The organism is Desulfosporosinus acididurans (assembly GCF_001029285.1).
In the GTDB taxonomy this organism is placed as follows: Bacteria; Bacillota; Desulfitobacteriia; order Desulfitobacteriales; family Desulfitobacteriaceae; genus Desulfosporosinus; species Desulfosporosinus acididurans.
The window spans coordinates 140477-157905 of the sequence record NZ_LDZY01000006.1; the positions used below are offsets into that span (position 1 = coordinate 140477).

At 45.3% G+C, this 17429-nt stretch carries 14 protein-coding genes and 1 riboswitch; of the genes, 2 read left to right on the forward strand and 12 right to left on the reverse strand.

The features are described from left to right. Positions 1–660: 660 nt before the first annotated feature. Positions 661–1836 carry a radical SAM family heme chaperone HemW gene (gene hemW / locus DEAC_RS09955; RefSeq protein ID WP_047809906.1) on the reverse strand — a complete coding sequence of 392 codons (1176 nt, stop codon included), beginning with the start codon at positions 1834–1836 and terminating at the stop codon, positions 661–663. A 33-nt stretch (positions 1837–1869) separates the two neighbouring features. Beyond that, positions 1870–3675, reverse strand: a complete 1806-nt coding sequence (gene lepA, locus DEAC_RS09960; protein WP_047809907.1) for a translation elongation factor 4 — start codon at positions 3673–3675, stop codon at positions 1870–1872. A gap of 371 nt (positions 3676–4046) precedes the next feature. Here lepA and DEAC_RS09965 point away from each other — a divergent pair, with 371 nt between their 5' ends. Then, positions 4047–4397 (forward strand): carboxymuconolactone decarboxylase family protein, encoded by a 351-nt coding sequence (locus DEAC_RS09965; protein WP_047809908.1) that lies wholly within the window; start codon positions 4047–4049, stop codon positions 4395–4397. A gap of 416 nt (positions 4398–4813) precedes the next feature. Here the strand turns inward: DEAC_RS09965 and DEAC_RS09970 are convergent, their stop codons facing one another. The 9 genes from DEAC_RS09970 to DEAC_RS10010 all read right to left on the reverse strand — a co-directional run bounded on the left by DEAC_RS09970 (position 4814) and on the right by DEAC_RS10010 (position 14193). Beyond that, positions 4814–5743: an NADH-quinone oxidoreductase subunit G gene (locus tag DEAC_RS09970; protein ID WP_047809909.1), complete on the reverse strand. Its 930-nt coding sequence runs from the start codon at positions 5741–5743 to the stop codon at positions 4814–4816. 57 nt (positions 5744–5800) lie between these two features. Further along, on the reverse strand, positions 5801–6649 hold the full coding sequence (modD, locus tag DEAC_RS09975) for a ModD protein (RefSeq protein WP_047809910.1): 849 nt from the start codon (positions 6647–6649) through the stop codon (positions 5801–5803). Between the two features lie 23 nt (positions 6650–6672). Beyond that, positions 6673–7518, reverse strand: coding sequence for a molybdate ABC transporter substrate-binding protein (gene modA, locus DEAC_RS09980; RefSeq protein WP_047809911.1), 846 nt, complete (start codon positions 7516–7518; stop codon positions 6673–6675). A gap of 40 nt (positions 7519–7558) precedes the next feature. Then, positions 7559–8620: a sulfate/molybdate ABC transporter ATP-binding protein gene (locus tag DEAC_RS09985; protein WP_047809912.1), complete on the reverse strand. Its 1062-nt coding sequence runs from the start codon at positions 8618–8620 to the stop codon at positions 7559–7561. Between the two features lies 1 nt (position 8621). Further along, positions 8622–9323 (reverse strand): molybdate ABC transporter permease subunit, encoded by a 702-nt coding sequence (gene modB / locus DEAC_RS09990; protein ID WP_427846261.1) that lies wholly within the window; start codon positions 9321–9323, stop codon positions 8622–8624. 222 nt (positions 9324–9545) lie between these two features. Beyond that, positions 9546–9697, reverse strand: a riboswitch (molybdenum cofactor riboswitch). A 98-nt stretch (positions 9698–9795) separates the two neighbouring features. Further along, positions 9796–10506 (reverse strand): ATP-binding cassette domain-containing protein, encoded by a 711-nt coding sequence (locus DEAC_RS09995; RefSeq protein WP_047809914.1) that lies wholly within the window; start codon positions 10504–10506, stop codon positions 9796–9798. Continuing rightward, positions 10499–11191 carry a molybdate ABC transporter permease subunit gene (modB, locus tag DEAC_RS10000; RefSeq protein WP_047809915.1) on the reverse strand — a complete coding sequence of 231 codons (693 nt, stop codon included), beginning with the start codon at positions 11189–11191 and terminating at the stop codon, positions 10499–10501. The genes DEAC_RS09995 and modB (DEAC_RS10000) overlap by 8 nt, the downstream gene beginning before the upstream one ends. 20 nt (positions 11192–11211) lie before the next feature. Beyond that, complete coding sequence (gene modA / locus DEAC_RS10005) at positions 11212–12030, reverse strand: molybdate ABC transporter substrate-binding protein (protein ID WP_047809916.1); 819 nt, start codon at positions 12028–12030, stop codon at positions 11212–11214. A gap of 684 nt (positions 12031–12714) precedes the next feature. After that, on the reverse strand, positions 12715–14193 hold the full coding sequence (locus DEAC_RS10010) for an aldehyde dehydrogenase family protein (protein WP_427846262.1): 1479 nt from the start codon (positions 14191–14193) through the stop codon (positions 12715–12717). Positions 14194–14872: 679 nt separating this feature from the next. On the opposite strand from DEAC_RS10010, the gene DEAC_RS10015 reads away from it, so the two are divergent. Continuing rightward, a complete protein-coding gene (locus tag DEAC_RS10015; RefSeq protein ID WP_047809917.1) occupies positions 14873–16921 on the forward strand; it encodes a sigma-54-dependent Fis family transcriptional regulator in 2049 nt (682 codons plus the stop codon). Here DEAC_RS10015 and DEAC_RS10020 read toward each other — a convergent pair. Continuing rightward, positions 16913–17389, reverse strand: a complete 477-nt coding sequence (locus DEAC_RS10020; protein WP_047809918.1) for a GNAT family N-acetyltransferase — start codon at positions 17387–17389, stop codon at positions 16913–16915. The two genes, DEAC_RS10015 and DEAC_RS10020, sit on opposite strands and share 9 nt — an antisense overlap. Positions 17390–17429 lie beyond the last annotated feature (40 nt).

Below are 17429 nucleotides of genomic sequence, written 5' to 3' on the forward strand. Positions count from 1 at the left end.
ACCTGGAGTTGTTAGCACTCTCCTCTAATGAGTGCTAACATTTTATGTCTTCACATTACCACGCTCTTATATCTTTGTCAAGAATCATTTTCCCATATAATATGCCCTATTTTAAGAAGCTTTTTAAGCAATTCACAGCCAGAAACGTGTCAAAGGGACGGTCCTACTGACACACCTTGAATCCGTATGCGCCCGTCTCACACCCCCAAAGCCCAGGGCGCAGCGTGACACGAGCACGAGGTCTTTACAGAAGTAGCCCAGCAAACTTCCGTTCCAGCGACCGATCCCCAGATAAATCGTGTCAAAAGGACCGTCCCCCCGACACACCGACACACCCCAACAGGCCCAAGACAGACGACGCACATGAAATGTGCCGTCTCCCAAACTCCCAAGATCTAAAACCTTCACATCCTTCAAAGAATTACACCCACACCCCACACCTCCAGAGCCCAGGGCGCAGTGTGACACGAGCACGAGGTCTTTACGGAAGCAGCCCAGCAAACTTCCGTTCCAGCGACCGACCCCAGATACGGGGCGGCGCACAGGACGTGCGCCGCAGCCATAGCGCCACGGAGGGCGCTTATGGCTGGAACCCCCGCTCCCCAAACCAGTCGCTGGAACGGTTAGTTTGCTCTGCGAGCGTACGACCCGAGGGCTGGGTCACCCTGCGCCCCTGACGAATTCCCGTAATATCCCATTCGCCACAAACGCATACTTCTCATTCAAGCTCAAACGATCACCCCTGATCACAAAACAATCCCTATTACGATAGCGTTCCAAGACATCCCCATAAATATTCCTTAGATCAACGCCAAAATCCTCACGAAACTTCGTAAAGCTAACACCCTCACGCAGCCGCAATCCCAAAATCATCCGTTCAGCCATACAGTCCTCGAGAGACAACATCTCTTTCCCTTCTTCATCAAGAGGTTCCTTCCCTTCATGAAGACTTGCCCAATAAGCCCGCACATTTTCCACATTCTTTTGCCGAATTCGTTTAAGACAAGATACTCCGCCTGGACCTAAGCCCAAATACTCTTCTCCGCGCCAATAACCCAAATTATGCCGGCATTCAAAGCCGGGAAGAGCAAAATTTGACGTTTCATAATGAAGGTAACCGGCCTTCTCCAAGTGTTCCACAGCCCATTCCTGCATGTCCGCTTGAACATCATCGTCAGGCAAACCTTGAGCGCCGGTTGATTCCGCCCCATCTAAGCCTTCTCCAAAGCGGTCATACAACGGAGTCCCTTCCTCCAGCATTAACCCATAGAGAGAAAGATGTTCCGGTCTATACGACAAGGCTTCTTCAACAGACTTCTTCCATAAGCTCATTGATTGCCCGGGAAGTCCAAACATTAAGTCCAAATTTATGTTCGCGAATCCCAGGGTTCTTAAAAGCTGAACGCCATCACGCGCCTGTTGAGCGCTGTGTATCCGTCCGACGTTTCTCAAAAGGTTATCATCAAAGGCTTGAACCCCTAAAGAAAAGCGATTGATTCCGTATTCCCGCAGCAAGATCAGCTTCTCTCGCGTAAGAGTGCCCGGATTTCCTTCTGTCGTCTTCTCCGCCCGCTCAGCAAAAGAGAAATTACGGATAATGAGCTTCAGAAGATGGTCCAAATTTTCAAGGGGCAGCGCTGTCGGAGTGCCTCCTCCAATAAAAAGAGAAGATACTCCCTGCGGAGCATCTTTTTGATGATTGGCCATTTCCATTTCAAGGCCCTCTAAATATAAGGGGATAAGTTCTTTAGAGTAATCTGTTAGTCCATGAGAATAGAAAGCACAATAATCACACTTTTGAATACAAAAAGGAACGTGAACATATAGAGAAGGCATGATTTTTACCTCTCTCCTTCTTAATTTAGCCATTTAATCTTCAATCTTTAATACGGCCATAAAGGCATCCTGGGGAATTTCAACATTTCCAACCTGTTTCATGCGCTTTTTCCCCGCTTTTTGCTTCTCGAGGAGTTTTCGTTTACGGGAAATATCTCCTCCGTAACACTTCGCCAGAACATCTTTGCGCATAGCACGCACCGTTTCGCGGGCAATTACCCGATTGCCAATGACAGACTGAATGGGGATTTCAAACATTTGTCTCGGAATGATCCCTTGCAGCTTTTCCACCAGTTTTCTGCCCCGGTTATAGGATTTCGACCGGTGAACAATAAAGGAAAGAGCATCCACCAACTCGCCATTTAAAAGAACATCAATTTTAACTAAATCCGACTCTTTATAGCCTGCTAACTCATAATCAAGAGAAGCATACCCTTTGGTCCGGGATTTTAATTCATCAAAATAATCGAAGACGATTTCACTAAGGGGAAGTTCGTAGACCAGTCTCACCCGGCTCTTGGACACATAATCCATCGCCAGATAAGTCCCGCGTTTTTCCTGGTTCAGTTCCATGATCGGCCCAACAAAATCAGCGGGAACCAGAATCGTCGCTTTAACTACCGGTTCAGCAATCGTCTCAATTTGATCGACAGGCGGAAGATTGGCAGGGTTGTCAATATCCAGGACTTCTCCAAGAATATTCTTCACTTTATAGATAACACTCGGAGCCGTAGTTATGAGATTCAAATCATATTCTCTCTCTAAACGTTCCTGAATAATCTCCATGTGGAGCAGGCCCAAAAATCCGCAGCGAAAGCCAAAACCCAGAGCAGCTGAGGTTTCCGGTTCAAACACCAAGCTGGCATCATTTAAATGAAGCTTCTCCAAAGAATCCCGCAAGCGGTTATAATCATTGGTTTCCACAGGGTAAAGCCCGCAGAAGACCATCGGGGTGGACTTCCGATATCCCGGCAGTGGTTCGGCCGCAGGACGTTCGGCATCGGTAATTGTATCCCCAACTTGAGTGTCCTTCACATTCTTAATGCTGGCCGCGATAAAACCAACTTGCCCGGCTTTCAGTTCTTCGACGATTTTCATAGCAGGCGTGAATACACCCACTTCTGTTACTTCAAATTCCTTTCCCGTGGACATCATCTTCATGGTTGTCCCTTTGGCTACGCGTCCTTCAACCACCCGTACATAAGAGATTGCTCCTTTATAAGCATCAAACTTCGAGTCAAAAATCAAGGCTTTCAAAGGAGCATCGTCATCTCCTTGCGGAGGTGGAACCATAGTCACGATTCTCTCTAAGATTTCCTCCACACCGGTTCCCACTTTAGCCGAAGCAAGAATAGCATCACTGGCATCCAGGCCGATGACATCTTCGATCTCTTGCTGCACCCGCTCAGGTTCAGCACTGGGAAGATCAATTTTATTAATTACCGGAATAATTTCCAGATTGTTCTCCAACGCCAAATAAACATTGGCCAGGGTTTGAGCTTCAATTCCCTGAACAGCATCAACCACGAGCAAGGCTCCTTCGCAAGCTGCCAGGCTCCTGGATACCTCATAGGTGAAATCGACATGCCCCGGGGTATCAATAAGGTTCAGCTCATAAACCTCACCATCTTTAGCCTGATAACTGAGACGTACCGCCTGAAGCTTAATCGTTATCCCCCGCTCACGCTCCAAGTCCATGGAATCAAGGACCTGTTCCTCCATTTCACGCTTACTTAGAGCTCCCGTATATTCAATTAAGCGATCCGCCAGCGTGGATTTACCGTGATCAATGTGCGCAATAATAGAAAAGTTACGAATACGTTGCGAAGCCTGTGCCAAGGTCTTCCCCCTCATTTCTATATCCAGAAATAATAGTTCAAAATTTCAACTGATCCATCCTAAACATAAAGTATATCAGATAGTAAGGGGACTCCGCAAGAATCGCGTAAAACATCAGTGAACTCGTTCTGTTAAAGCCGAATATTTGGTCTTCAGATACAATAATGTCCAGTGGACATTATTGCCGAGTCGCCTTTCCTAATAGGAGTACTAAGCGGCGAAGGAGGACTTGACCCCACCTGAGTTTACGAAGAACCCACTCCCACTTATAGAGGTAAGGACTTAACAACCGGATAAAAGATCGATGCCGGGAGAATAAATTTGACCATCTATTGCCAAATTAACATTAAACTTATGGGGAGGAAAACAGTTTGGACGATTACTTTGACAATCTGGACACCATTGAAGAAAATTTAAAGTATTTCACAACCAACCACGAGCAAATCTATCAGGCTTACGAAACCTATGGCAAGCTAGTCCATGAAACAGGTCCCCTTGATCAAAAAACTTGCTGGTTAATTAAAGTCGCTTTATCCACTGAATGTCAATATCCCTATGCATTGAGGACGCATATCCTCAAAGCGTTAACAGGCGGATGTACGCAAGAAGAAATTGAACATGCCATGATGTTAGTAGCTCCCACGGCTGGGTTTCCTAAAACCATGTTTGGCATGTTAACCTTGAGAGACGTCGTCGACGAGCTTAACAGAAGCGTACAGTAATCAGTAATCTTAGCCTTAGCAGCATCTCAATCTAGAAGAACCAAAGTATTTGCGGATTCCTAAGGTGTGAGGTCGTAGAAGTAATCACTGTCGCTAGAGTGATTACTCGAGTTCATTCTGGCTGGCGGAGAGGGTTAATTATTATAATTGTTCCACTAATAAAGGAAGCAATTATTTTCTCCAGATAGGAAAACAATTGCTTCCTTATATTATTTAAATAGGTCTCTAATTGTTGTTAGGTCAAACTTACTAGTTATAATATATGATTTAGAACGATCCTTAGTTGGGTTATTATAATCAAATATGACTCCGCATGATTTTTATTTGGAAATCGACTTATTTCTTTTAGATCTATTTGAGAAAATAGACTCCTTGAAGCTTTAAAGCTAAACCCATTTCTCAACAGCAGTTAAACTCTATACCAAGGAATTAATCTTTTCCAGAATGTCGCCAAGGCCTAAAAATTCTCCCCAAGTCACCTGCACAAATTCCCCGTCCTGTTTCACAAAAGGCCTTGCAGTGCGCTCAGAATTATACCTGAAATCAGAACCGATTCGGCCCTTCAGGCAAAGAGGGCGGCCATGAGCGGCTGCTTTGGCTGTAACTCCCACCATGTTACCGTTCTTAAAGTTAAGGTTGAATTTGCAGCCTGACTCACAAAACGTACACGTCACTTCTTCTGTTGTTAACTCCCACTCTCTGCCTTTACCGATCATGCTCCTATCCATAAGAGCCCCCACGGGGCAGACAGAGACGCACCTGTTACAATAGACACAAGCCGAATCTTTTAAATCCGTATCCATGAATGTAGCGACCTTAGTCTTAAATCCCCGATAGGCGAACCCGATCACACTGCGCTCAGATACCGCCTCACAGGTGGCAATACATTTTCCGCAGAGGATGCATTTATTCAAGTCCCGTAAAATGTAGGGATTGGTGTCGTCAATGGGAAGGTCGTGTTTTTCACCCTGAAAGACGTTCCCTTTAACACCATATTCATAAGCATACTTCGCCAAGAGACAGCTGCCGAGCTTTTGACAAGTCATGCAATCCAAGGGATGACTGGCAACTAACAATTCCAAAATCATTTTACGTGCATTTCTTACCTTGGGAGTCTGAGTTTCCACCTTCATCCCCTGGGTAACTTGTGTAGCACATGCCGGGGGAAGATTGCGCATTCCTTCAATTTGAACCACACACAAACGACAGGAACCGGAAGGCGTTAGTTCCGGATTATGACACAAGGTGGGGATCGGAATATTATTCAGGCTACATGCTTCAAGTACTGTTGTCCCCTTGGGAACGCAAACTTCCCGCCCGTCAATCGTTAAGGTAAACCACTCCATGGCTTTCTCGCTCCTTTCAAAATCTCCAAGGTCTAATCTCACTCATCATTTAACTTCTCAAATTATCTTTTCCATGCTGACTCCAATATCAGAGGGTTTTCCGAAATACACCGAAGTAGTGACAAGGCCATTAATTCCCGTACGAGCGTACTCTTCAATATTTCCTTCATTAATACCGCCCGCCCCCAGCAGAGTGATCTGGGGATTAATCTGCCTGATTTGCTCCACAATGGTTTTTAAATCCGAGGCTGGAATTTTATCGAACTGCAATCCGTCAACACCGGCTTCGGCCAGAAGACGGGCATCCTCGATGGTTTCCACCTCAACGATCAGTTTTTTCTCACAAACCTGAGCTTTAATTTCTTTTACTCTTTGCGCTAAATCATTAACATCGCCGAGAAAAACCATATGCTGCTTAAACACCAAAATTGTCTCCGACAATCCTAAGCGATGTGGCAAAGCGCCTCCGGCGATAATCGCCTTGATAGAAAGTTCTTTAGTACCCGGAAATGATTTACGGGTAGCCAAAAGAGCTGCCTTGGGATTAACGGCTTGAATCTTATCCACCATCTTCTTAGTCCTGGTGGCAATACCCGAAGAGTATTCAAGGATATTCAGCGACACTTTCCAAGCCATATGCAGGTTTGAAGCTAATCCTTCGGCTTCAATAAAGACATCCCCTTTATTAACAATAGTGCCCGACGGCAAGGATCGAACCGGCGTAATTCCCAGCTTAGCAAAGATCCTTAATACCTCCTCAACTCCGGATAACACAGTAAATTCTCTCGCTTTAAAAACTATCCTGCCTTTCAAGGCACCAATACCAAGAGACTGCGTCGTTAAATCAAGATAAGGCACATCTTCCCGGAGCCAATGTTCAATCGTTTCATCACTAATATAAAGCATTTCTATCCACCTCAAGATTCCAATTATTTTCCCTTCACAAAACCATGCTTATTAAAAATTTTCATAGCCTCGTCACTCTGCAAATAGGCTAAGAATTTGGCAGCAGCATTGCTGTTTTTAGAAGAGGCGACAATGGCAGCCGGTAAGACGATGGGAGAATGGGAAGCGGCAGGTGCAGTTGCCACAACTTTTACCTTATCCGAAGTGATAGCTATGGTATCCCAGACAAAGCCGGCATCAGCATTTCCCGTTTCGACGTAGGCCATAATTTGCATCAGGTCCTTACCAATGACCATCTTAGGTTTTAATTTATCCCACAATTTGAGACTCGTCAGAGTTTCCTGAGTCGTCTTAGCCGCCGGAACAGTTTTAGCTTCGCCGATGCCGATTTTCTTAACCTCAGGTTTGCTTAAATCTTCAAAGCTTCTAATAGAAGTATTGTCTTTATTGACAATTAAAACCAGTTCATCACTTAACAAATTAAACCTTGAATCTTTCTGAATAAGCCCTTTTTGTTCCAAAGCATCCATCTGGGGCTTACCCTGTGAAATATAAATGTCCGTGCCTGCCCCTTGCTCGATTTGACTCTGCAGTGAGCCTGAGGGCCCGTAATTAAACGTCAAAGCTGCTTGGGGATTTTTAGTCTCATACAGAGTTTTTATTTCATCAAAGGAACCTTTTAGACTAGGGGCTGTAGAAATGACAAGTTTAATTTGCTTGCTTTGACCGGCACCGCTGGCTGCTGTAGTTGAAGCGTCCTTAACACTGCTTGAGCACCCAGAGATGGATACTAACATGAGTAGAATAATGCAGCTAAGCACTCCTAAGATAACTCGACTTCCTTTTGAGTTCTTTATTCCAGAAAACATCCTATTTTCCTCCCCCTCTTCTTAAAAATCAAAAGAATATTTAGAAAATAATCAAGTCTTCGGGAGCTATTCTCAAGCACCAGGGCTGCGGCTGATCTTTCATTGCCAGCCACATTTGCGGAGTCATTTCCCATTCCAGCAGCTGGCTGCCCTGCCCTTGATGGTCTTGCTCTACCGCCAGATAAACCGATATTCTGGATGGCCCTTCGCTTATAAAATTAAGTCGGCAGCGAAATACGTTCTCCTTCATTTCCCCAGCGGCAGCTTCGATCAAATGGGCACGAACACCCACATGGGTAACTTGTCGTGAGAGCCTAATCTCAGTTTTTAAGGTAATGCCCCAAGCTAAGGCTTCCAGCTTAAAAGGTGATATGTAATTGGCAGGGGAAATATTTTTACACCCCGTTAATTGGGCCGCCGCCAGCGACGAGGGAGCTTTAAATACCTCCTCAGTCCCTCCTTTCCCTTCGATTTTCCCTCGTGACAAGAGAATCAAACTTTGGCATACCCGATAGACTTCCTCGATATTATGGCTTACAAACAAAGTCGCCCCGGAATACCCCGCCAAAGTCTCCGTTAATTGTTTGACCATGTGGTTTCTCAAATAATCATCCAGAGCGGAAAAGGGTTCATCTAAAAGCAAGACTTCGGGCTTTGCTGCCAAGGCCCTGGCCAGGGCAACTCGCTGCTGTTGGCCTCCTGAGAGCTGACTGGGATATCTCTTTTCTAAGCCCTCCAACTTGATCATCGTAACCATTTCTTTGATGATCGCCTGGCGATCTTCACGCTTCCGTTCTCCAATTCCGAAGCCAATATTTTCTTCAACCGTCAGATGGGGAAACAACGCGTAATTTTGAAAGACATAGCCGACCTTCCTGCGCCGGCAAGGCAGATTAATGCCTTTTTGAGAATCAAACAAGACGCGGCCGTTAAGGACAATCCGCCCCCGGTCAGGGGATTCTATACCGGCAATACAGCGTAAAGTCATGCTTTTGCCTGAACCGGAAGCCCCTAAAAAACCTAAAACCTCTCCCTGAGTTGCAAAGTTAACCTTGAGTTCAAAACCCGCTAATTCTTTGCGGATATCAACAATCAATCCCATGTTATTCCCTGCCGCCTGCAACAATAGTCTTGCGCTGGTAATCCGACCAATAATTCATAAGAGTCATAACGATCAGCGAAATGATAAAAATTAGGATTACCCATAACAGAGCCTTTTCCATATCTCCTCCGTCGGCGGCAAAAAAGATAGCTGCAGGAATCGTCAGTGTTTCTCCCGGAATATTGCCGCCGACCATCAGCGTCGCGCCAAAATCACCCAAGGCCCTGGCAAAAGCTAATACTGTCCCAGCGGCTACCCCGGGCCAGGCCAAAGGAATGGTTATCTTCCAAAATATCTTCCATTCTGAGACACCCAAAGTACGAGCGGCATAAATAATCGTGGGATCAATTTGCTCAAAAGCACTGCGCACAGTCCGATACATTAAGGGAAATGCCACTACTGAAGCTGCAATGACCGTAGCGGGCCAAGAAAAGATGACCGTCGTGCCAATAGCCAGCAGCAATTTGCCCAAAGGACCGTTTTTGCCCAAAACTAAAAGCAGCAAAAATCCAACGACGGTAGGAGGCAGAACCAGAGGTAAAGTAAGAAGGCCGTCAATTACCCCCTTAAATTTTCCCCGATAAGCTGAAACAAAACTTGCAGCCGCCAGGCCGGAAAAGAAGGTCACAAAGGTTGCCAGTGTTGCTGCTCTGAGAGAAATCCATAAGGGAGAAAAATCAATTCCGCTTAAAATGCTAAACAAAATGTCCCCCTTTCCCTTCTCTCTAAAGATCATTATTTATCCACTAGTCTTGCTTCAAGCCCATAAATAGCTCAAGTTAAATACCATATGCGGCAAGATTTAAGAAAAAGAACACATGGTTTGAACTGATGCTCAAGGAAAGGTGCCGTTTCGCAGCATGGTGACTGAGAGCGTAAATAATGGCTCCCTAAAAAGGGAGCCATTAATAAACCGATAGTCTTACCGGTATTCCATGCTGCTCCTTTTCAAAAACGTGAAGGCATACCCGTTTCCAGGAACACCCTGAGGATAAAAAATCCTGTCCAGCGACCATAGATGCATTCAGTTGTGAAATGTACTCTTTAGATCCTTCTGGCTCGGAGGCAAACTTATTAAATTTCAGGAACATCACCTGCGGATTTCTTCACCTATACCTCTCAGTAAACTTCAAATTATAATCATGCACAATTATATTGATGAACGATAGAGCCGCCTACCGGGCATTATTAAGTCCCCTGACCAATTCTAGCTTTTCCGGTTTTCCCTGTTCCCCCTGTTCCTTGATTATCTCCTGTTGGCCATGATCAATTTTAATGATTTGATCGCCTAACATTTCAGCTTCCTGAAGATCATGAGTCACAAGAACAAAAGGAATCTTCCATTGTGCTTGCAGCTTAAGCAGCTCTTGCTGGAGGGTGCTGCGGGTGTTTTGATCAAGAGCCGAGAGAGGTTCATCGAGCAGCAACAATTCCGGTTCCGTCATTAAAGCTCGAGCAAGGGCAACCCTTTGTTTCTCTCCCCCTGAAATCTGACTAGGATAACGATTCCGAAGATGTCCAATTTTGAGCATCTCCAGCACATCTCCGGCGGTAAGAACTTGTTCGGACGCACTCCCTTTTTTCGGTTTGCCATACAGGACATTTTTCTCAACCGTCATATGGGGAAATAAAGCATAATCTTGAAAAAGATACCCGATACGCCGTTTACGAATAGGAACATTTGTCCCTAATTCGGAAGAGAAGACTGGTTTGTTGGAAATCGCGATTTCTCCCCAAGATGGGGTCTGGAGGCCTGCCACACATTGCAGAATCGTCGTTTTACCGGCACCGGAATGCCCGACGAGAGCGAGAATACCGTTACTTATGGAAACATCAACCTCCAGCTCAAAGGAGGGTAATTTCTTTTTAAAATGTGCCTTAAGCATTTGTCCCGCCTCCCCGCGAATCTCGTCGTGCTCCTTTCCCCCAGCGATTCAAGCCATAAATTACCAGAAAGCTGAAGGAGGTCATGATCATAACCAAGATACTCGCCGTACGCATATCTCCCGATTCATTGGCAAAGTAGATAGCCAAAGGCATGGTTTGAGTTCTGCCGGGGATATTTCCGGCGATCATCAAGGTCGCTCCGAATTCCCCCAAGGACCGAGCGAAAGCCAGAACCAAACCGGCAATAATACCATTCCAAGCCAGCGGCAAAGTAATGGTGAAAAACACCCTTATTTCCCTCGCTCCTAAGGTGCGGGCAGCCCTTTCCAGGTTTTGGTCAACATTTTCCATGGCAACCCTTACAGATTGATACATCAGCGGGAAGGAAACCACAACTGCCGCAATCACTGCTCCCTCGATAGTAAAAACAACTCTCGTATGAAAGAACTGTTCAAGAAACACGCCTAAGGGACCGTTCTTTCCGAAGACAACAAGCAGCATAAAACCGATAACAGAAGGCGGAAGTACTAAGGGTAAGGTAATAATTGACTCCACAACATCTTTGCCCCAGAACTCCCGCCGTGCCATGAGTCCTGCTATGGGTATGGAAAAACAGGTAACAATGATAACAGATGCCAAAGCAACTTTCAGAGATAATATAATCGGCACAAAACTTAAATCCATAGGGCTCACCCGGCTATTAATTATTTTGCTAAGGTTTTAAAGCCATACTTTTGGAAGACTTTTTGGGCATCGGAACTTTGTAAATATTTAAGGAAATCTTCAGTGACCTGTTGATTTTTCGTTGCGGCAATAATCGCTGCCGGATAAACAATCGGATTGTGGGTGCTATCGGGGACAACAGTTACAACTTTTACTTTCTTCGATTGTTGAGCATCCGACTGATAAACAAAACCTGCATCCGCATTCCCTGTTTCAACATAATTAAGTACCTGAGTCACATCTTTGGCTTCTACCAGTTTGGGCTGTATAGCATTCCAGAGTTTGAGGTTTTTCAAAGATTCCTGGGCATATTTGCCTGCAGGCACTGATTCAGGGGTACCGATACTAACCTGGCTAACACCCGCTTTTGTTAAATCTTGAAGAGAAGTAACCTTACTGTTATCTTTCCCGGCAACAAGAACTAAATCATTGCCGAGTAAATTAACTCTGCTGTTTTTAAGCAGTAAGTTCTTTTTCCCCAGAGTATCCATCTGACTCTTTCCGGCAGAAATAAATAAGTCCACGGAAGCGCCCTGTTCAATTTGCTGCTGAAGAGTACCAGAAGCCGCAAAATTAAAGGTTAGTTTTACATCGGGTTTTACTTTTGTATAATCGCTTTGAAGTTCAGTCAAAGAATCTTTCAAACTTGCAGCGGCTGAGATCATGATTTCAGTGGGTTTCGCTTGGGCTTGTGAAGTATTTGTAGTTTTTCCTGAGGATTGGGTAGTATTTCCTGTGCCGCAACCCACTATAGTGAAAATTAAGAGCAGACTGGATACCAATAAAACGATCTTTTTCACATTTACTCCCCCTCTATGTAACTCTTGTTTTTGTTTGTTTAAGCTAGTTTGTATTCGGCCATTTCGCAGAAACGCATCACTACAACTACCTAAAACTAACAAAACTTAACTAAAGCCATTATACTATGCCCTAAGTAAATTGCAAGACAGCAGGGAATTTTATACTTCATACAATTTCCTTACCACATTGCCCTCCAAGCGCAGCACAGCAAAGTACCCCAAGACCTCTGAGTATTCCCCCGTAAACAGTGAACTCGTTTAAGGCCCCCACTTCTATAAGTGGGGGTGGGCCCTTCGTTAACTTCAGGTGGTGTAGAGTCCTCCTTCGCCGCTAAGTATTCCTATTGGGAAAGGGGGCTCGGCAATAATGTCCACGGACATTATTGTATCTGAAACCCCGATGTTCAGCTTTAGCTGAAAACTGAATAAATTAGGGACTAATGTGAATTTACGCATTTAGCCCCTAATTTTAAACAAAACCCTGCATAAATTATGGTTTGAATCTTTTTATATGCAGGGTTTATTTATTAAAGCGGATAGCTATTCATTATGCAACGGCCCCGGGTCCTTCGTTAACTTCAAGTGGGAGTAGAGTCCCCCACCGAAGCCCCGATGTTCAGCTTTAGCTGAACATCAATACTCCAAAAACGCTGGTCATTGTTCTGGCATCCTGCTCTCCATTGTCTAATAAAGCCCAACTTTGTCCTCACTCAGGCTGATAAAGATATTCTTCATCTGAGTGTAATGATCAAGGATCACTTTATGAGTTTCACGGCCGATGCCGGACTTTTTGTAACCGCCAAAGGGCGCATGGGCAGGCAGATTGTTATAGTTGTTAATCCACATACGGCCGGTCTGGATGCTGTTAGCCACGCGGAAGGCGCGATTAATGTCTTTGGTCCATACCGCTCCGCCCAGGCCAAACTCGCTGTCATTAGCCATAGCAATGACTTCTTCTTCGGTCTTAAATTTGATCACCACGGCCACAGGGCCGAAGATTTCCTCCTGAGCAACCCGCATCTTATTGTTAACATCAACGAGAAGCGTTGGAGCCATAAAGCACCCTTTATCCAAGCCCTTGTCTTTAATTCTGTAGCCGCCGCAGGCAACTTTAGCCCCTTCCTTCTTGCCAATCTCAATATAGTTTAAGACGTCCTGCAAATGGGATTCATAGATCAAGGAGCCTAATTGCGTATCCTTTTCCCAAGGCAAACCAACCTTCACCTTATTAAAGGCCTTGATGGCTTCGGCTACAAACTTGTCATAAATATCTTCATGGACAAAAACACGAGAACCGGCGCAGCAGACTTGACCCTGATTAAACAAAATGCCGATTTGCAAGCCTTCGATAGCTTTCTCCCAGGGACAATCAGAGAAATAGATATTGGCAGATTTTCCGCCCAATTCCAGCGTGGAGGGGATTAACTTTTTGGCCGCAGCATCAGCAATCGTATAACCAACCTCAGTGGAACCGGTAAAGGCCAGCTTACGGAAGCCCTGATTCTCCAACATATAATTACCGGCTCCTGAACCTCGGCCCGTAATCACATTCACCACTCCGGGAGGAAGAACCTGATCAAAAATTTTAGCCAGTTCTAAGAGACTCAAAGAAGTACTGCTTGACGGCTTAATAACGGTACAGCAGCCGGCCGCTAAGACAGGCGCAATTTTCCAGGCTCCCATGAGCAAGGGGAAATTCCAGGGAATAATCTGTCCGACGACACCGATAGGTTCTCTGAGAATAAGACTCATGGTATTTTTGTCGATCATCACGGCTTCGCCTTCTTCTGTCCGAATGGCAGAAGCAAAATAGCGAAAATGATCTGAAGACAGAGGAACATCAATTCCCGCAGTTTCCCGGATCGGCTTGCCATTATCAAGAGTTTCAATCATCGCCAATCGCTCAGCGTTTTGGTCAATTAAATCGGCAATTTTCAATAACATAGCGGCTCGATCCTGAGGACTGATATCTTTCCAAGTCTCCCAAGCCTTCCAAGCTGCCTTAACCGCTTTATCGACATCGTCTTTGCTGGCATCAGCACAAGTAGCCAAAACTTCACCATTGGCAGGGCAAATACATTTAAAGCGTTTTCCATCTTGAGATTCAACCCATTGACCATCGATATAAAGTTTGTACTCCTGATCGGCTATATTTTTCATCATAAATTCCACTCCTCTTTAGCGAACTCGTTCAGATTTAGCTGAACATCAGGGCTTCGGTGACGAAAGCGACTAGCCGATAACAAATGCTATCGCTTAAGGTACCCCTACCGAAGCAGAGAACGGTGCCCACTCTCTTCATAACAATTTTTTATCCGTGTGTTTTACAATCCCCCCTCATTATTAGATAATCTTAAATTTTCTAAATACTAAGATTGCATTTTCTATGCCAAATGACTACGATATAACTAAAAGAAACTTAGCCGGCGCAGAAAGACACTGTCTTCGCTCTTGCTAGCTGTGGCGAAAGTGACAGGCAGCAGCCGATCTTAGGCCATGAGAAAGTATACGCCCGAAGATTATCCTTTTTCAGAACATAATTGAAACAAACGCCAACTGAATTAAGAGCTGTTTCCTTCTTAGTGATCTCCAAAAATACATGCCACCCTTCTGTAACCTATTTGTCATCCTACTGTTCAAGCATCAGGGTGACAATTCGTAAACACTCCCCCATTCTGCAGGCTGACTATATAAAGGAGGTGCTGTAAAAATCTAAAGCATGACCTGTAAAAAAAATTTCTTTAGAGATCTTTTGAGCAGCTTAGTCAGAACGATTGTCTGAATTCTATGGTAACAAGATGTTAGGAAATAATTATTCTTTCCAAAGAAGGAAGGCTTAAGTATGACCAAAGATATCGCTCCGGAAATTACCCAGGCATGGAATAGATTTGTCTCGGGTGCCGCCATCGATGACGGTATTGTGCGCGCAGAGGTAGCCGCCTCATGGCAGCGCTGTTCCGCAGCCAGTGTTAATCCTTATCACAACGGCGTCAGTCACCTGCTTTTAGACCAGCGGCAATTGGAAGATTTACGGGCCAAAAAAAGAAGCCTGCTGCAAATTGCCAGACTTTTTATGACCAACCTTTACCGATTCGTTGCCGGATCAGGTTTTATAGTCATGCTCTCCGATGAACATGGCTATATCATGGAAGTCATCGGGGACCGTGAAACAATGACCGTTGCTACGCAGCTCAATTTAAGCCAAGGGGCCAGCTGGGTTGAAGAAGAAGTCGGCACAAACGGCATTGGCACGGCTCTGGCAACTCAGAAACCTGTCCAGATCTCCGGCGCGGAACATTATTGCCAGAAAGTTCATTTCTGGACTTGTTCCGCCGCTCCTATTTTGGATTCTCAGGGGAAGATCATGGGCATATTACAAATGTCCGGACCTAACTGGAAAACACACGAACACACCTTGGGCATGGTCGTAGCTGCGGTAGAGGCCATTAAAAATCAACTCCGGCTGCACCTTAGAAATAGAGATTTAAGTTTGCTCAACAATCGCTTGAAGAATGTTATCCTAACAGTTTCAGAAGGAATCATTGTGATCGATAAGAGAGGAATGATTGAACAAATAAATCCGATAGCCGAAACAATATTTTGCCAACCTGAAGCGAAAATCAAGGGAAATTCCATCGAGGACTACCTCGGTGAGTCAGTATCTGTGCGAGAAATGCTGGCAAGGGGGAAATCCTTTAAAGATTCTGAAGTCGTAACCTATACTTCCAAGGGCAACACCAATTGTCTTTCTTCCGGAAAGCCGATTAGAGACGATAAAGGAGACTTCTCGGGAGGCGTTATATTTATCAACCCCATTCCCCAAAACAAACATTGTGTAAATCGCGGCAGCGGAGAACCGGCAGCCTTTGAATTTGCAGCGATCATTGGCGAGAGCAAAGAACTCCAGAAAGGCATTAAATTGGCCAAAATCGCCGCCGCCAGCAAAAGCCATGTCCTGCTCCAAGGAGAAAGCGGCACAGGCAAGGAGGTATTTGCTCAAGCTATTCATAATTCCAGCAGCCGCAGGAATGGACCCTTCGTGGCCATCAACTGCGGTGCCATACCACGTGAATTAATTGGCAGCGAGCTTTTTGGTTATGAAGGCGGTTCTTTTACCGGAGCCAAGTCCGGCGGCAGAGCGGGTAAATTCGAGCTGGCCTCAGGAGGAACTCTCTTTCTGGATGAAATCGGCGATATGCCCTTGGAACAACAAGTATCCCTCCTCAGGGTACTGCAGGACAAGCATGTCATGAGAATTGGCGGTTATCAATCAGTTCCGGTGGACGTGCGCATCATCTGTGCTACAAATAAAAACCTCCGCGAAGAAGTCAGGAAAGGAACTTTCCGGCAAGACCTCTTCTTTCGGCTCAATGTTATTACTATCTTCCTGCCTCCTTTGCGGGAACGACGGGAAGACATCCCTTTATTATTCAGATCATTTTATAAAGAAATATGCACCAAGCTGGATGTTAATCCCCTGCCCGTTGATTCGCGGGTTGTCACCTATTTGAGCCAATACCATTGGCCGGGAAATGTTCGCGAATTGCAAAACGTTATTGAGAGAATGGTGAATCTGGCTCAGGGACAAGGTATACGCCCCGAACACCTTCCGGATGAAATTCTCTTTCCCGATCCATCTGTTTCACAACCGGAAAGGGAATGTTTCTCAGATTCCGCCATAAGCTTAAAGGTGTTACACAAGGTAAATACATTGAGCACTGATCAAGATAAACTCTCCATTAAAATGCTCTTAGCCAGGAATGAGCGGCAAGAAATAATCAACAAACTGTTAGCATGTCAGGGCAATATCAGCCATACAGCCAAGGAAATGGGGATTTCTCGTAATTCCCTTTACAAAAAGCTGAAAAAACTAAACATAACACTAAGCTGAACTTCTTCCCCCTTTCCGCAAGCAGATTAGCCTCGTGGTTTTCCAATTCATTTTTTGATAAAAAGCCAAAGCCGGGGTGTTGTTGCGATCCGCTAAGAGCTGTAAGCGAGAAGCCCCTTTCTCCTGGGCCCAAGCTTCTATTGACGACAACAATTCTCTTCCCAAGCCCTGCTCTCTCCAGGTTTCTTCAACAACTACGTCTTCAATCAAGGCCACAATTCCACCCTCGGCTGTCGAAACCAACATCTGGGCCGAACACATTCCTATGATTTGCTGCAGCGATTCTGCCACCATGACGCAGCGAACCCCAGTATCGCCCAGCATCATCTCCAATCCCCGCTGCTGAGCCAACTCATCAAAGGAAAAATCACTTTCCAGGGAAAATAAGAGCTTGAGGAGATTAACCATTCCCCCGATATCCCCTTGATTTGCCCTTCTTATCTTATAGCGAGGACTCCGATCCGTCATATTCTTACCACTTCCGATCTTCTTGGGATATCTGTCCACT

Coding starts and splice junctions, on each gene's coding strand:
- DEAC_RS10015 (WP_047809917.1), top strand. CDS start 14,873: ATGACCAAAGATATCGCTCCGGAAATTACCCAGGCATGGAATAGATTT.
- modD (WP_047809910.1), bottom strand. CDS start 6,649: ATGCTTTATATTAGTGATGAAACGATTGAACATTGGCTCCGGGAAGAT.
- DEAC_RS10020 (WP_047809918.1), bottom strand. CDS start 17,389: ATGACGGATCGGAGTCCTCGCTATAAGATAAGAAGGGCAAATCAAGGG.
- modA (WP_047809911.1), bottom strand. CDS start 7,518: ATGTTTTCTGGAATAAAGAACTCAAAAGGAAGTCGAGTTATCTTAGGA.
- DEAC_RS09970 (WP_047809909.1), bottom strand. CDS start 5,743: ATGGAGTGGTTTACCTTAACGATTGACGGGCGGGAAGTTTGCGTTCCC.
- DEAC_RS09985 (WP_047809912.1), bottom strand. CDS start 8,620: ATGGGATTGATTGTTGATATCCGCAAAGAATTAGCGGGTTTTGAACTC.
- DEAC_RS09995 (WP_047809914.1), bottom strand. CDS start 10,506: ATGCTTAAGGCACATTTTAAAAAGAAATTACCCTCCTTTGAGCTGGAG.
- DEAC_RS10010 (WP_427846262.1), bottom strand. CDS start 14,193: ATGATGAAAAATATAGCCGATCAGGAGTACAAACTTTATATCGATGGT.
- hemW (WP_047809906.1), bottom strand. CDS start 1,836: ATGCCTTCTCTATATGTTCACGTTCCTTTTTGTATTCAAAAGTGTGAT.
- modB (WP_047809915.1), bottom strand. CDS start 11,191: ATGGATTTAAGTTTTGTGCCGATTATATTATCTCTGAAAGTTGCTTTG.